Source organism: Delftia sp. WSY_10, from assembly GCF_043104705.1.
Lineage (GTDB): Bacteria > Pseudomonadota > Gammaproteobacteria > Burkholderiales > Burkholderiaceae_C > Comamonas > Comamonas tsuruhatensis.
This window is the reverse complement of record NZ_JBICKY010000004.1, coordinates 161162-176251: the sequence shown is the minus strand read 5'-3', so window position 1 is coordinate 176251 and position 15090 is coordinate 161162. Positions and strand designations below refer to the sequence as shown.

General features: G+C 69.9%; 15 protein-coding genes. 10 read left to right on the top strand and 5 right to left on the bottom strand.

Features of this window, described 5'->3' with window-relative positions:
• Positions 1-54: 54 nt before the first annotated feature.
• Positions 55-1536, bottom strand: coding sequence for a cryptochrome/photolyase family protein (locus ACF8ML_RS01060; RefSeq protein ID WP_392405931.1), 1482 nt, complete (start codon positions 1534-1536; stop codon positions 55-57).
• Between the two features lie 24 nt (positions 1537-1560).
• Here ACF8ML_RS01060 and ACF8ML_RS01055 point away from each other — a divergent pair, with 24 nt between their 5' ends.
• From ACF8ML_RS01055 to ACF8ML_RS01025, 7 genes are all read left to right on the top strand, one after another.
• A complete protein-coding gene (locus tag ACF8ML_RS01055; RefSeq protein WP_012203507.1) occupies positions 1561-2160 on the top strand; it encodes a YqgE/AlgH family protein in 600 nt (199 codons plus the stop codon).
• Positions 2157-2615, top strand: coding sequence for a Holliday junction resolvase RuvX (gene ruvX, locus ACF8ML_RS01050; protein ID WP_392405929.1), 459 nt, complete (start codon positions 2157-2159; stop codon positions 2613-2615). The genes ACF8ML_RS01055 and ruvX overlap by 4 nt, the downstream gene beginning before the upstream one ends.
• Positions 2612-3130 (top strand): bifunctional pyr operon transcriptional regulator/uracil phosphoribosyltransferase PyrR, encoded by a 519-nt coding sequence (gene pyrR / locus ACF8ML_RS01045; RefSeq protein ID WP_012203509.1) that lies wholly within the window; start codon positions 2612-2614, stop codon positions 3128-3130. The genes ruvX and pyrR overlap by 4 nt, the downstream gene beginning before the upstream one ends.
• A 2-nt stretch (positions 3131-3132) precedes the next feature.
• Positions 3133-4095: an aspartate carbamoyltransferase catalytic subunit gene (locus tag ACF8ML_RS01040; RefSeq protein WP_012203510.1), complete on the top strand. Its 963-nt coding sequence runs from the start codon at positions 3133-3135 to the stop codon at positions 4093-4095.
• 244 nt (positions 4096-4339) lie between these two features.
• Positions 4340-5635, top strand: coding sequence for a dihydroorotase (locus ACF8ML_RS01035; protein ID WP_392405928.1), 1296 nt, complete (start codon positions 4340-4342; stop codon positions 5633-5635).
• A gap of 179 nt (positions 5636-5814) precedes the next feature.
• The gene (locus ACF8ML_RS01030; RefSeq protein WP_047474755.1) at positions 5815-6564 is read left to right on the top strand and encodes a 1-acyl-sn-glycerol-3-phosphate acyltransferase; all 750 of its coding nucleotides are present in this window, start codon (positions 5815-5817) and stop codon (positions 6562-6564) included.
• Positions 6565-6578: 14 nt separating this feature from the next.
• A complete protein-coding gene (locus ACF8ML_RS01025; RefSeq protein WP_016447927.1) occupies positions 6579-7055 on the top strand; it encodes a GNAT family N-acetyltransferase in 477 nt (158 codons plus the stop codon).
• A gap of 25 nt (positions 7056-7080) precedes the next feature.
• Here ACF8ML_RS01025 and ACF8ML_RS01020 read toward each other — a convergent pair whose 3' ends face one another.
• The 4 genes from ACF8ML_RS01020 to ACF8ML_RS01005 all read right to left on the bottom strand — a co-directional run bounded on the left by ACF8ML_RS01020 (position 7081) and on the right by ACF8ML_RS01005 (position 10724).
• Positions 7081-7467: a DUF1987 domain-containing protein gene (locus ACF8ML_RS01020; RefSeq protein WP_016447926.1), complete on the bottom strand. Its 387-nt coding sequence runs from the start codon at positions 7465-7467 to the stop codon at positions 7081-7083.
• A gap of 35 nt (positions 7468-7502) precedes the next feature.
• Entirely contained in the window at positions 7503-8135 is a 633-nt protein-coding gene (locus ACF8ML_RS01015; protein WP_047474749.1) for a DUF6272 family protein, read from the bottom strand.
• Positions 8132-9529 carry a SpoIIE family protein phosphatase gene (locus tag ACF8ML_RS01010; protein ID WP_392405925.1) on the bottom strand — a complete coding sequence of 466 codons (1398 nt, stop codon included), beginning with the start codon at positions 9527-9529 and terminating at the stop codon, positions 8132-8134. Before ACF8ML_RS01010 ends, ACF8ML_RS01015 begins: the two co-directional genes overlap by 4 nt.
• 97 nt (positions 9530-9626) lie before the next feature.
• Entirely contained in the window at positions 9627-10724 is a 1098-nt protein-coding gene (locus tag ACF8ML_RS01005; protein WP_034347786.1) for an ABC transporter ATP-binding protein, read from the bottom strand.
• A 212-nt stretch (positions 10725-10936) separates the two neighbouring features.
• Between ACF8ML_RS01005 and ACF8ML_RS01000 the strand changes: the two genes are divergently transcribed.
• The 3 genes from ACF8ML_RS01000 to ACF8ML_RS00990 all read left to right on the top strand — a co-directional run bounded on the left by ACF8ML_RS01000 (position 10937) and on the right by ACF8ML_RS00990 (position 15045).
• Positions 10937-12583: an ABC transporter permease gene (locus ACF8ML_RS01000; protein ID WP_392405922.1), complete on the top strand. Its 1647-nt coding sequence runs from the start codon at positions 10937-10939 to the stop codon at positions 12581-12583.
• 55 nt (positions 12584-12638) lie between these two features.
• Positions 12639-13547: a LysR family transcriptional regulator gene (locus ACF8ML_RS00995; protein ID WP_016447921.1), complete on the top strand. Its 909-nt coding sequence runs from the start codon at positions 12639-12641 to the stop codon at positions 13545-13547.
• A 112-nt stretch (positions 13548-13659) separates the two neighbouring features.
• On the top strand, positions 13660-15045 hold the full coding sequence (locus tag ACF8ML_RS00990; RefSeq protein WP_016447920.1) for an 8-oxoguanine deaminase: 1386 nt from the start codon (positions 13660-13662) through the stop codon (positions 15043-15045).
• Positions 15046-15090: the final 45 nt, after the last annotated feature.

Here is a 15090-nt window from a genome sequence, read left to right as displayed (position 1 = left end):
GCAGCCAGCGCTGCTCCTTTTTTCTTGGCTCCGGTGTCTTTGCACCGGCTTCCTTCAGCCCGCCTGCTTGACCACGCCGTAGCGGGCCAGCGTGCGCTCGCGCGCGGCTGCGTGGTCCACCACGGGGTGGGGGTAGTCCGTGCCCAGCACCACGCCGGCCTCGGCCAGCTCCAGCGGCCGGGCCTGCCAGGGCGCGTGGCGCAGCGCGGCGGGCAGGCGGGCCAGCTCGGGCACGTAGCGCTCGATGAAGCGCGCGTCGGCATCGAACTTCTGGCTTTGCGTGATCGGGTTGAAGATGCGGAACCAGGGCTGGGCGTCGCAGCCCGTGGAGGCCGCCCACTGCCAGCCGCCGTTGTTGGCCGCCAGGTCGAAGTCGTTGAGCTGGCGCGCAAACCAGGCCTCGCCCCGGCGCCAGTCTATGCCCAGATCCTTGACCAGGAAGCTGGCCGCCACCATGCGCAGCCGGTTGTGCATGTAGCCCGTGGTGTTGAGCTGGCGCATGGCGGCATCGACCAGCGGATAGCCGGTGCGGCCCTCGCACCAGGCGGCGTACAGCGCATCGGCCTCGGGGCCGGTATCCCACACGATGGCGTCGTAGGCGGGCTTGAAGCTGGCGTGCACCACGTGCGGATGGTGGGCCAGGATCTGGAAATAGAAGTCGCGCCAGACCAGCTCGGACAGCCAGGTGGCGGCTCCCTCGCTGTCGTGCGGCTGCTGCTGCGTCTGCTCCCAGGCCAGCCTTGCCAGGCGGCGGATGGAGACCGTGCCGAAGCGCAGGTGCACGCTCAGGTAGCTGGGGCCCTTGACGGCGGGAAAGTCGCGCGCCTGCTTGTAGCGCGGCAGGCGCGGCAGGAAGTCGGCCAGCAGTTCCTCGGCGCCAGCGCAGCCCGTGGGCAGGCGCAGGCCGTCCAGCGTGCCGGCCTCGAAGCCCAGGTCGGCTGCGGTGGGCACGGCGCGGCGCTCGCTTTCGGGGCGTGGCGCCAGGCGCTCGGGCAGGTCGCGCTCGCTGGGATAGGCGGACAGGAAGAAGGGCGTGACCTGGCGCAGCCAGGCGTTCTTGTACGGGGTGAACACCGAGAACGGCGCGCCGGCCTGGGTCAGCACCTCGTCGCGCGCAAAGACCATGTGGTCCTTGAAGCTGTGCAGGGCCACGCCCTCGGCGGCGAGGGCCTGGCGCACGCGGGCATCGCGGGACAGGGCGTCGGGCTCGTCGTCCCAGTTGCAGAACACGGCCTGGGCGCCGAGCTGCCGGGCCAGGGCCGGGATCTGCTCAGCGGGCCGGCCGCGGCGCACGATGAGGCCGGTGTCGGCGCGGCCCGAGGCCTCGCGCAGCGCATCGTCCAGGCCCGCCAGGCTCTGGCAGATGAACTCCACGCGCCGGTCGGCACGGGGCAGGGGGGCGAGGATGTCGTCGTCGAAGATGAACACGCAATGCACCTGCCGGCACTGGCGCAGCGCATGGTAGAGGGCGGCATGGTCGGCCAGGCGCAGGTCGCGCCGCAGCCAGACCAAGCCCACAGGGTAAGAAGGTGGCATGGATCGCCGGTAAAATCCGTCGTTATGTCTGCTGAAACTGCGCCTATCAATCTGACGCACCACTTCCTGATTGCCATGCCTGGCCTGGAAGACGAAGCGTTCTCGCGCAGTGTGATCTACCTGTGCGAACACAGCGAGCGCGGTGCGCTTGGTCTGATTATCAACAAGCCCTCGCAGCTTACGCTGGAAGGCCTGCTGGAAAAGGTGGATCTGGCCCTGGGCCGCGAGGACCTTCGCGGCAACCGCGTCTTCAACGGCGGACCCGTGCAGACCGATCGCGGCTTTGTGCTGCACGATCCCATGGTGATCGAAGGCGCGCCCGACGACGAGTCCGCCTACGCCTCGACCATGACCATTCCCGGCGGCCTGGAGATGACCACCTCCAAGGACGTGCTCGAAGCCCTGTCCGACGGCGCAGGCCCCAAGCGCCTGCTGGTCACCCTGGGCTATGCCTCCTGGGGCGAGGGCCAGCTGGAGTCGGAGCTGGCCGAAAACGCCTGGCTCACGGTGGGCGCCGACGCCAACGTCATCTTCGATACCCCGGTCGACGACCGCTATGACCGCGCCCTGGGCCTGCTGGGCCTGCAGCGCTGGATGATCTCGCCCGAAGCGGGGCGCGCATGAGCCTGCCCGCTCCCGAGCCCCAGGCAGCAGCGGCAGCCGGCACGGCCGTGCCGCCCGTCGTTCCCTCCCATTTCCAGAGTTTCGTGGCCTTCGATTTCGGGGCCAAGCGCACGGGCTGCGCCGTGGGCACGCGCCTGCTGCGCTCGGCCAACCCGCTGCCCACCATCCGCGCCGAGGCCGGCGAGGCCCGCCTGGCCCAGGCCGGCGAGCGCATCAAGGAGTGGCAGCCGGATGCGCTGGTCATCGGCGTGCCCTACCACCCCGACGGCAATGCGCACGAGAACACGGCGCGGGCGAAGAAATTCGGCCGCCAGCTCAAGAGCCGCTTCGGCCTGCCTGTCTACGAGGTGGACGAGCGCTACAGCACCACCGAGGCCCTGGCCGGTGGCGCAAGGGATGCCGATGCGGCCTCGGCCTGCATCATTCTTGAACAGTTTTTGAGGAGTCTTCCATGAGTGAAACCATTGCGGGAGCCGGCAGCCTGGTGCTGGACGCCGAGGCCCTGTACCGCGAACTGCTGCGCGGCGTGCGCAGCCTCATGGGGCCTGAAACCCGCCTGGCCGGCATCACCTCGGGCGGCGCCTGGCTGGTGGAGCGGCTGCACAAGGACCTGAACCTGCCCGGCAACCCCAGCGTGCTGTCCTCGGCCCTGCACCGCGACGACTTCGCGCAGCGCGGCATGGCCACCAGCGCCCAGACGCAGATCGACTTTGACGTCAACGGCGCCGACATTCTGGTGCTGGACGACGTGCTCTACACCGGCCGCACCGTGCGCGCCGTGCTCAACGAACTCTATGACTACGGCCGCCCGGCCTGCGTGCGCCTGGCGGTGCTGGTGGACCGGGGCGGGCGCGAGTTGCCCTTCCAGGCCGACTTCGCCGCAGCGCGCATCGCGCTGCCGGCCGACCGCCTGCTGTCGCTGGCGCGCGATGACGCCGGCGTCTTCCAATTCCGCATCCAAGAGGCCTGACCGTGCTGTACAAGCGCAATCCCCAGCTCAACAAGAACGGCGAACTGATCCACCTGCTGTCCACCGAAGGACTGTCCAAGGACATCCTGACCCACATCCTGGACACGGCGGCCAACTTCGTCAGCGTCAATGACCGCGAGGTCAAGAAGGTGCCGCTGCTGCGTGGCAAGAGCGTGTTCAACCTGTTCTTCGAGAACAGCACGCGCACGCGCACCACGTTCGAGATCGCGGCCAAGCGCCTGTCGGCCGACGTGTTCAACCTGGACATCGCGCGCAGCTCGGCCAGCAAGGGCGAGTCGCTGCTGGACACCATCGCCAACCTCTCGGCCATGGCCGCCGACATCTTCGTCGTGCGCCACAGCGAGTCGGGCGCGCCCTACCTCATCGCCCAGCATGTGGCGCCCCATGTCCACGTGGTCAATGCCGGCGACGGCCGCCACGCCCACCCCACGCAGGGGCTGCTGGACATGTACACCATCCGCCACTACAAGAAGGACTTCGCCAACCTGCGCGTGGCCATCGTGGGCGATGTGCTGCACTCGCGCGTGGCCCGTTCCGACATCCATGCGCTGACCACGCTGGGCGCGGCCGAAGTGCGCGTCGTCGGCCCGCGCACCCTGGTGCCGCCGGACCTGGCGCAGATGGGCGTGCGCGTCTTCCACACGCTGGAAGAGGGCATCCGGGACTGCGACGTGATCATCATGCTGCGCCTGCAGAACGAGCGCATGAGCGGCGCCCTGCTGCCGTCCAGCCAGGAATACTTCAAGAGCTTCGGCCTCACGGCCGAGAAGCTGCGCCTGGCCAAGCCGGACGCCATCGTCATGCACCCGGGCCCCATCAACCGCGGCGTGGAGATCGACTCCGAAGTGGTCGATGGCCCGCAGGCCGTGATCCTGTCGCAGGTGTCCTTCGGCATCGCGGTCCGCATGGCCGTCATGTCCATCGTCGCCGGCAACGAGGCTTGAAATGAAGCACCCCCTGAGCGACTGCGTCGCTTCCCCCTCTCTCGCTACGCGGGAGGGGGGCGTACGGGCAGCCGGCGACGCCCTCGCTGCAGGGCGGCCTTTGCTCGGCGTCCCTGAGATGGGCCATGCTTTTTCCATGCCCGGTGTCCTGGACTGAGTCCAGGCGCTTTTTGTGAATGCATATGTTTTTGATCGCCGCAGGCCGCAGCCCATGCGCCGCCTGCGGTCTACGGGGTAGCAAACCATGAAGATACTCATCCGCAACGGCCGAGTGATGGACCCGGCACGGGGCCTGGACCAGCAGGCCGACGTGGCCATCGACGGCGGCAAGGTGCTGGCCATCGGCAAGGCGCCCGAGGGATTTGCCGCAGAACGCGAGATCGATGCCGCCGGCTGCTGGGTGCTGCCGGGCCTGGTCGATCTGGCCGTGCGCCTGCGCGAGCCCGGCCACGAGCACGAAGGCATGCTGCAGTCCGAGATGGCCGCCTCGGTGGCCGGTGGCGTGACCAGCCTGGTCTGCCCGCCTGATACCGATCCCGTGCTCGACGAGCAGGGCCTGGTGGAGATGCTCAAGTTCCGCGCCGAGAAGCTGCACCAGTCGCGCCTGTTCCCGCTGGGCGCGCTGACGCTGGGCCTCAAGGGCGAGGTGCTGACCGAAATGGCCGAGCTGACCGAGTCCGGCTGCATCGGCTTCGGCCAGGCCGAGGTGCCCATGACCAGCACCCAGACCCTGCAGCGCGCCCTGGCGTATGCGGCCACCTACAGCTACACCGTGTGGCTGCGCCCGCAGGAGCTGTACCTGGGCAAGGGCGTGGCCGCCAGCGGCCCGCTGGCCACGCGCATGGGCCTGTCCGGCGTGCCCGTGGCGGCCGAGACGATTGCCCTGCACACCATCTTCGAGCTGATGCGCGGCACCCAGGCGCGCGTGCACCTGTGCCGCCTGTCCAGCGCCGCAGGCGTGGAACTGGTGCGCCGTGCCAAGGCCGAAGGCCTGCAGGTCACGGCCGACGTGTCCATCAACTCGCTGCACCTGACCGATACCGACATCGGCTACTTCGACAGCAGCGCCCGCGTCACGCCGCCGCTGCGCCAGCAGCGCGACCGCGATGCGCTGTCTGCCGCGCTGGCCGATGGCACCATCGACGCCCTGGTCTCCGACCACACGCCCGTCGATGAGGATGCCAAGGTCCTGCCCTTTGCCGAGGCCGAGCCCGGCGCCACGGGCGTGGAGCTGCTGCTGTCGCTGGCCGTCAAGTGGTCGCAGGACGGTGGCGTGCCTTTGAACCGTGCCCTGGCCGCCATCACGGCATCGCCCGTGCAGGTGCTGGGCTCGTCTCTGGGCGAGCTGCAGGGACAGCTGGGCCGGCTGGCCGAGGGCGGCGTGGCCGACCTGTGCATCGTCGATCCGCAGGCGGCCTGGACCGTGAAGCCCCAGGAGCTGGCCAGCCAGGGCAAGAGCACGCCCTTCGGCGGCTACGAACTGCCGGCCCGCGTGCGCTGCACGCTGGTCGACGGCCATATCGCTTACGAACGCCGCTGAAATGAAGCGCCCCCTGAGCCGCTTCGCGACTTCCCCCTCTCTACTCGCTACGCGAGGGAGGGGGACGACACCCTCGGTGCGGGGCGGCGCGGCCGGCTTAGGCCCTTCCTCGGTGTCCCTGAGATGGAGCGTGCCTGTTTCACGGGCATGGGCGTTGCCAAACGCTCTGAATGGCTGAAATGAAACGCTTGCGTAATGGAGGGCGCGCCACGCTGCGCGCAGCGCGCCTGTTCGGCCATGTGTGCAAGGGGCTGTGGATCGTGGCCCTGCGCTTTCCGCAGCTGCCCGAGGAGCGCCAGCACGCCCATGTGCAGGCCTGGGCCCTGCAGTTGCTGGCCCATGCGGGCGTGCGCCTGGAGATCCAGGGCGAGCCGCCGAGCCAGGGCCCCATGCTCATGGTCAGCAACCATATTTCCTGGCTCGACATTCCCGTGCTGCATGCGGCGCGGCATTGCCGCTTCATCTCCAAGTCCGACGTCAAGGGCTGGCCGCTGATCGGCACGCTGGCCACGGCGGCGGGCACGCTGTACATCGAGCGCACCTCGCGCCGCGATGCGCGGCGCATGGTGCAGAGCATGGAGGAATCCTTGCAGCGCCGCGAGATCCTGGCCATCTTCCCCGAAGGTACGACGGGCGACGGCCGCAAGCTGCTGCCCTTCCATGCCAATTTGCTGCAGGCGGCCGTGCAGATCGGTGCGCCCGTGCTGCCCGTGGGCCTGCGCTTCATCGACGGCGCCACCGGCCAGATCAGCCACGCGCCCAGCTACGAGGGCGATGAAACCCTGCTGGGCTCCATCTGGCGCACGCTGTGCGCCGACGACCTGGTCGCCGCCGTCCACTATGGCCAGCCGCAGACGGCCGATGGCCGCGACCGCCGCGTCTGGGCCCAGGACCTGCATGCCGAGGTGGACCGGCTGCGCCAGGCCTGAACCTTGCCAGCGACATGACAGACACCTTCTCGCTTCGGCCCTCGCGGCCCGATGACCTTCCGGCCCTGAACGCCGTGCTCTGGGCCACCTACGACAGCACCTGGAAGCCGCAACTGACGGCGGACAAGGATGCGCGGTTCCGCGCCTCGGGCCGCACCGCGCAGTACGTGCAGTCGCGCGGCCACCTGTTCTGGGTGGCCGAGTGCGATGGCGTGGTGGCAGGCTTCGTGGACCGCGTGGATGACTTCATCGGCGCCCTGCATGTGCTGCCGGCCTGGCAGGGGCGCGGCGTGGGCCGTGCGCTGCTGGCCCACGCGGAGCAGGCCATGCGCGCCGACGGCCACGCCCAGGTGCGCCTGGAGACCGACAGCTTCAACACCCAGGCCCTGGGCTTTTACACGGCGCAGGGATATGCCACGCTGGACACCTATCCCGACGAGGAATGGGACTGCGGCCTGACCACGGTGCTCATGGGCAAGCCGCTGGCCTGAAGGCCAGGGCGGAGCAGGCCTGCCCTCAGTTGCTGTAGGGCTGTCGCTCCAGCACCAGGTTGGCGAAGTCCTCCACCAGGTCGGCGCCCAGTTCCTCGATGGCGTCGTCCTCCTCGTCAAAGGCCCAGACCACGCGGATGTCCGTGCCCTTTTGCCCGGCCTGGTCCAGCAGCGCGAACAGCGAGCGCAGGCCCATGGTGGAGGCGCTGTTGATGTACTGCAGCTTCATCTCGGCCACGAAGCGAGGGGGCTGGCTGGCCTCGAAATACCGGCCCAGCATGGACAGGATGGGGTTGAAGAAGGGCAGGGGGTTTTCGGGATAGCACTCGCCTTCGATGCGCAGAAGCTGCTCGGCCGGCGAGAAGACCACTTCGGGCGTGACGGAGGTGCGTTCGGATTTCAATGCTTGCATGGCGGCAGGTCGGTTCGTTGAAGGACGCCCGGCGTTCAGATCAGCGCCTTGACGTGGAATACGGCATGGGGCGCGGTCTCGGCGGCGTCCTCTCCCGTGGCGATGTGGTACTGCAGCGGTGCCGAGGCATCGCGCGCAATGGTCAGCCAGCCCAGGCCCGCGCCCCGGCTGATGTCGTCGCTGGTGCCGTGGTCCGTGTTGTGCAGCTGGGCCTTGTAGGCGGCCTTGATCTCGGGGTGGCTCATGGCGCGCACGGCATCCAGCTTGGCGGCCAGGCGCGGCACATGCTCGCTGCGCACGGCATTGCTGCAGGCGATCCAGAAGCGGGCCGGCGCCGGCTCGGCGCCCGCCTCCTGGGCGCAGGCCAGCGCATCGATGCGGCCCACGCCGATGGCGCCCTGTGGCACGGGCGCGCTGAGCGCCTGGCGGGGGCCGGTGTCGGCCGCAGGCAGGGGCGCTGCGTAGTGCAGCACGTTCTGCGCCATCTCGATGAAGGTGGAAAACAGCTTGCGCTTGGCGCTGCTCGATCCGTCCTCGCTGGCCAGGCGGCTCTTGAGCGTGTCGGCCGCCGCCTGGATCACATTGGGGTTGAAGGTGCCCGCGTAGTACAGCAGCAGGCCGTTGTGCTCGGCCTGGGCGCGCAGCTGAGCGAATTCGGCCGGGCTCATGGCTGGCCTTGCACGCAGGTGGCGGGCTGCAGGGCCTGGTTGCGCCAGACCAGCAGAGACACATCGTCGCGCCGGCGCTGCGTGCCCTGCCACTGGGCGAAGGCCTGCCGGAACTCGGCGCAGGCCTGGGCGGCGGGGCGGTCCTGCTGCTCGTGCAGGAAGCGCGCCAGGCGCTTTCTGCCGTGGGCGATCTGGCGCGGGCCGCCCAATTGGTCGATGACGCCATCGGTGGCCACCATCAGCAGCGAGCCGGGCGCGACCTCCAGCACCTGCGTGCTCCAGGCTGCGTCGTCGGGCGTGGTCGCATAGCCTATGCCCAGCTTGTCGCCGGCATGGATCTGCACCTGGGCCGCCTCCTGCACGCCGGGCGGCGCCACCAGCAGGTCCAGCCGGGCCGATGCAAAGTGCAGTTGCGTGCCGCAGGGCGACTGCAGGAACAGCGCGGCGTCCAGGCCATCGCTGGAGGTCTTCTCCGCCGGCAGGCCGTCGGCGGGGGCCGCTGGTGCGCCCCAGGCCGGCTGGGCGTCGCGGGTGCGCTGCTGCAGCACGCGCTTGATGTAGCGGTTCATCTGGCCCAGCAGGGCGCCGGGGTCGATGGCGGCGCCGGTGCCGGCGCTGGTGCCGATACCTGCAGGCGCCACGGCCTGTTCGAGAAAGGACAGCGCAATCAGCGTCATGAAGGCGCCCGGCACGCCGTGGCCCGTGCAGTCGAACATGCAGCCCAGCAGGCCCTGCGGTGTGGCACGGAAGAAATACGCATCGCCGCCCACCACGTCGCGCGGCTCCCACAGCAGGCCGTGGTCGGCCAGCTGGCTGGCCAGCACGCGGTCGGACTCGACCAGGTGCGAGCGCTGGATCAGGCTGGCGTAGTCGATGCTGGCCATGAGCTGGCGCGTCTTGTCGGCCTCGATGTCGGACATGGCGGCCATCAGCGCGTGGCCAGTGCCTATGCCTGCATAGCGGCCTTCCTCGACGGTGATGAAGCCGTCCTTGAGCACGCGGCTGCCGCTGGCCAGCGCCTGCTGCACCAGCTGGTCGATGGGCAGGCCGGCCGCCACCACCATGGGCGCGGTGTCGGTGAATACCAGGCAGCTGCGGCGGCCGAACACGTCGCGCGCAAAGGGCCGCGCGTACTGCTCCATGAAGCGCTGGCGGTTGATCAGGCCCAGCGGCCGGTCGTCGGCCACCACGGCCAGGGTTTCGAGCAGGGGCTGCTCGCTGAACAGCCGGTGCACGTCCTCGTTGCTGGTGTCGGGGGGAATCGGCGCCGTGGGCTGGCTGAGCTGGCCTGCGCGGGCCAGCAGGCGTGGCGCGGCGGGCGCAGGGGCAAGCGCCGGAACCGGTGTCGGAGCAGATGCAGCGTGCTGCGTGGAGGAGGGGTCCAGAGCAAACATGGGTGGCCTTGAATTGTCACAAGATGTGACAGATTCTGGGTTTCACCCATGACCGTCGGATGACAAAGGCCTGGACGGCGCGGCGGCGGCCGCCTGCTCAGGCCGCTGCGGTCTGCGCAGTGCCCTGTCTCTCGCGCGGGAAGGCGACCACGTGATTCATGTCCAGCCGTATGCCCACCCACTCGCCCACCGCATGGTCGTGGTGGCTGGGCACATGGGCCAGCACGCTGTGGCCGCTGGCCAGCTCCAGCGTGTAGAGGAACTCCGAGCCGCGAAACGCCTTGCGCAGGATGCGCGCCTGCACGGGCGAGGCATCGTCGTGCACCACATCGTCGGCGCGCAGCAGCACATCGCACTCGCCGTCCGCAAACTGCGCAGGCAGCGGGCAGGTGGCCGGATCGACCAGATCGCCCAGCGCCGTGCGCGCCACCACGCCGCCGGCACCGCTGTGGGCCAGCGTGGCCGGCACGAAGACGCCGTGGCCGATGAAGTCCGCCACGAAGCGCGTGGCCGGCCGGTGGTACAGCGAATAGGCGTCGTCCCACTGCTGCAGCTGCCCCTGGTGGACCACACCGATCATGTCGCCGATGGCAAACGCCTCCAGCTGGTCGTGCGTGACGAACAGGGCCGTGGCGCCTGCTGCCTTGAGGATGCCGCGCACCTCATGCGCCAGGCGCTCGCGCAGGTCCACGTCGAGGTTGGAAAACGGCTCGTCCAGCAGCATCAGCTGCGGGCTGGGCGCCAGCGCGCGGGCCAGCGCCACGCGCTGCTGCTGGCCGCCTGACAGCTCGTGCGGAAACCTTCCTGCACTGCCGGCCAGGCCCACCAGCTCCAGCACCTCGGCCACGCGCTCGGCCTGGCGCGCCTTGGGCAGATGGTGGATGCCGAAGGCCACGTTGCGGCCCACGTTCAGATGGGGGAACAGCGCATAGTCCTGGAACACCATGCCGATGCGCCGCTGCTCGGGAGGGAGCGAGAAATCCGCGCTGCCCACGAGCTGGCCGTCGATGCGGATCTCGCCGCCGCTCACGGGCTCCAGGCCCGCCACGGCACGCAGCAGCGTGGTCTTGCCGCAGCCCGAGGGGCCGATGAGCACGCCGATGTCGCCAGCGGCCAGATTCAGCGTGACGCCCTGCACGGCAGGCCTGTCGCGGCCCGGGTAGCGCACCTCGAGTTGGGAGACGGTCAAAAACATGCGGCGATTGTAGAACCGCGCAAATGAATAGAATTCGCATTTGCATTGGCGGACCAGGGGCATGCCCGGAACCCGCCGACTCCAGCAGCCCGCAGGCACGTCCGGTCTCGGCGGCACCTCGGCCCACAGGCCGGTGGCTGCCGCGGATCCCGGCCCGTTCCATAGCCCGGCAGCCAGATCCTCCCCCTCATCCTCTAGCCGAGACCTCCGCTTTGCGCCGTCTGTCGTCCGTACTCCGCTCCCTTCCCCTGCTCCTGCTGGCCCTGGTGCTGATGCTGCCCGTGCTGGCCGTGCTCGGCTCCTGGCTGCCTCTGGGGCAGGGCGATGCCCTGGCCGGCTCCATCCTGCGCGAGATGGCGGCCACCGTGCTGCCCGGCTATCTGTGGACCACGGTCTGGCTGGGCCTGCTGGTGGCGCTGGGCGCGGCCATCGTGGGCACGGGCACGGCGGCGGCCGTGACGCTGTTCGACTTCCGCGGCCGGCGCCAACTGGAATGGCTGCTGCTGCTGCCGCTGGCCATGCCGGCCTATGTCACGGCCTATGCCTATACCGACTTCCTGCAGTTCAGCGGCCCGCTGCAGACCTGGCTGCGCGACACCTATGGCCTGGAAGGCCGGCTCCTGCCCGAGGTGCGCAGCCTCGGCGGCGCGGTCTGGGTCTTCATCTTCTCGCTCTACCCGTATGTCTACCTGCTGGCGCGCACCGCGCTGGGCGAGCGCGCCGCGCACCTGATGGAGGCCGCGCGCCTGATGGGCGCGCCGCTGTCGCGGCGCATCTGGTCGGTGGCGCTGCCGCTGGCGCGCCCCGCCGTGGCCGCTGGCGTGGCCCTGGTGGTGATGGAGACGCTGGCCGACTTCGGCGTGGTCAGCTATTTCGGCATACAGACCTTCACCACGGGCATCTACAAGGCCTGGCTGTCCATGGACAACCGCATTGCCGCCGCGCAGCTGGCCACCTTCCTGCTGGTGCTGGTGGTGCTGCTGCTGCAGCTGGAGCTGCGCGCGCAGCGGCGCATGCGCTTCGTCACCGGCGGCGCGGGCCGCGCCGGCTCGGCCGAGGCGCAGCCGCTGCGCCTGCGCGGCTGGCGCTGCGCGCTGGCCTGGCTGGTGTGCCTGCTGCCCGTGCTCATGGGCTTTGTGGCGCCCGTGTTCTTCATGCTGCGCCCGCTGGCGGCCGACTGGTCGGTGCTGCCCTGGGACCGCTTCCTCGACTGGGCGCTCAACAGCGTGCGCCTGGGCACCATCACCTCGGTGCTGGCCGTCATCATCGCCGTGGCCCTGGCGTTTGCCGTGCGCCGCCACAAGGAGTCGGCCGTCACGCGCGGCGTGGTACAACTGGCCAGCCTGGGCTATGCGGTGCCGGGCGCCGTGGTCGTCGTCGGCCTGCTGCTGCCCGTGGGCTGGGTGCAGCAGGTGCGGCCCGAATGGGGTTTTGCCGGCCTGGTCACGGCCACCGCCGTGGGCATTGTCTGGGCCTACCTGGTGCGCTTTTGCGCCGTGGCCCTGCAGTCCATGCAAAGCGGCTATGCGCGCATCGCGCCCAGCCTGGACGACTCGGCCCGCATGCTGGGCACGGGCGCCTGGGGCATGCTGTCGCGCGTGCACTGGCCGCTGCTCAGGCGCTCCACGGCAGCGGCGGCGCTGCTGGTCTTCGTCGATGTGATGAAGGAGCTTCCCGCCACCATGGTGCTGCGCCCCTTCAACAGCGACACCCTGGCCGTCGTGGCCTACCAGCTCGCGCGCGACGAACGCCTGGGCGAGGCCGCCCTGCCGTCGCTGGCCCTGGTGCTGGTGGGCCTGATCCCCGTGATCATGCTCAGCCGCACGCTGCGCGCCGAGCGCCCGGGCACGGCCCGCTGAGCCTGCCGCCGGGCGCTGCAAAGCGCGGCCCGGCAAACCCCGCTACGCTCGCGCCATGCACGCCAGAGTCCTGCGCTATCTCGACGAAGTGGTCCGCCGCGGTTCCATCCGCAAGGCGGCCGAACATCTGCACGTGGCCCCCACGGCCGTCAACCGCCAGATCCTCGACCTGGAGGCCGAGCTGGGCACGCCCCTGTTCGAGCGCATCCACAAGCGCCTGCGCCTCACCCCGACGGGCGAGATGGTGCTGGCCCATGTGCGCGCCACGCTGCGCGAGCATGCGGCGCTGCGCGAGCGCATTGCCGAACTGCAGGGCGCGCGCAGCGGCGAGATCACCGTGGCCGCGACCACGGGGCTGGCCGGCTCGCTGCTGCCCTCGCTGGTGCATGAATTCCGCCAGCGCCACCCGGGCATCGTGGTGCGCATCATCGACCTGCCCCTGAGCGACATCGCGGCCGCCGTGGAAGGCGGCGACGCCGACCTGGGCCTGGCCTACGACCTGTCCGAACGCCCCGCGCTGCGCGCGCTGGCCATCAGCGAATGGCAGATCGGCGCCATCGTGCCGCCCCGGCATGCGCTGGCGCGCCAATCGTCGGTGCTGCTCAGCGAGTGCATAGGCCATCCGCTCATCCTGCCCGCGCCGCCGCTGTCCATCCGCAGCCTGCTGGACGAAGCCTTTGCGCGCAACGCCATCGAGGTCACGCCCGTGGCCGAGTCCACCTCCATGGCGCTGATCCAGCGCCTGGTCATGCTGGGCGAGGGCATTGCCCTGCTCAACCCGCTGGACGTGATGGAGGAGCGCAGCCGCAATGCCCTGGTCTTCGTGCCTTTGCGCGATGCGCATCTGCGGCGGCAGACGCTGGTGCTGACCGGCCGGGCCAGGGGGCAGTTGAGCGCGGCGGGCGAGCTGATGGCCCAGTCCATCGGCCAGGCGCTGGCAAGGCTGTTTGCCGGGGGGCGGTGAGTCTTAGGCACTTGTCCACTTTTTGTGGACACATCGGGCGGAATTCAGCGCTATCGGCAATGGCTTGTCCTTCCTAGACTGGCGGCTTTTCCATTTCGAAGAAGAGAACGCCATGACCTTGATCGCACTGAACGCCGATGTACTCGTCACCATGGATGCGCAGCGCCGCGAGATCCGCGACGGCGCCCTGGTGGCCGACGGCCCGGCCGTGCAATGGGTGGGCGCCACGGCCGATCTGCCGCCGCAGTACCGCCGCATGGTGGACGACGGCACGGCCCAGGTGCTGGACATGCGCGGCCGCGTGGTGATGCCGGGCCTGGTCAACACGCACCACCACATGTACCAGAGCCTCACGCGCGCCGTGCCTGCCGCGCAGGATGCGGAGCTGTTCTCGTGGCTCACCAACCTGTACATGCTGTGGTCGCACCTCACGCCGGAGATGATCCACGTCTCCACCCAGACCGCCATGGCCGAGCTGATGCTGTCGGGCTGCACCACCACCAGCGACCACCTGTACCTGTATCCGAATGGCGCTCGGCTGGACGACTCCATCGCCGCGGCGCAGCAGATGGGCATGCGCTTTCATGCGGCGCGCGGCTCCATGAGCCTGGGCCGCAGCAAGGGCGGCCTGCCGCCCGACGCGGTGGTGGAGGAAGAGGAAGCCATCCTGCGCGACAGCCTGCGCCTGATCCAGCAGTACCACGACAGCGCACGCCACTCCATGCTGCGCGTGGTGCTGGCGCCATGCTCGCCGTTCTCGGTGACGCGCGAGCTGATGCGCGAGTCCGCCGTGCTGGCGCGTGCGCACGGCGTGTCGCTGCACACCCACCTGGCCGAGAACGACAACGACGTCGCCTTCTCTCGCGAGAAATTCGGCCTCACTCCCGCGCAGTACGCAGAAAGCCTGGGCTGGGTCGGCCCCGATGTCTGGCATGCCCACTGCGTCAAGCTCGATGCCGAGGGCATTGCGCTGTTCGCGCGCACGGGCACGGGCGTGGCGCATTGCCCGTGCTCCAACATGCGCCTGGCCTCGGGCATCGCACCCGTGCGCACCATGCGCGATGCGGGCGTGCCCGTGGGCCTGGGCGTGGACGGCAGCGCCTCCAACGACGGCGCCCACATGCTGGGCGAGGCGCGCCAGGCCTTGCTGCTGCAGCGCGTGGGCCACGGCCCTGCCGCCATGGGCGCGCGCGAGGCGCTGGAGATCGCCACGCTGGGCGGCGCGCGCGTGCTGGGGCGCGACGACATCGGCGCGCTGGCGCCGGGCATGTCGGCCGACTTCGTGGCCTTCGACATGTCGGGCGTGGGCTACGCGGGCGCAGGCCATGACCCCGTGGCCGCGCTCGTGTTCTGCACGCCCACCGACGTGTCCACCAGCGTCATCAACGGCCGTGTCGTGGTCCGCGACGGGCTGCTGCTCACCGCCGACCTGCCGCGCGTGCTGACCCGCCACCGCGAGCTGGCCCGCACGCTGTTCGAGCGCGCAGCAGGCCACTGATTTCTCCCTGCAGCGCGGCAGGCCGGCACCCAGGCCATCGCGGGT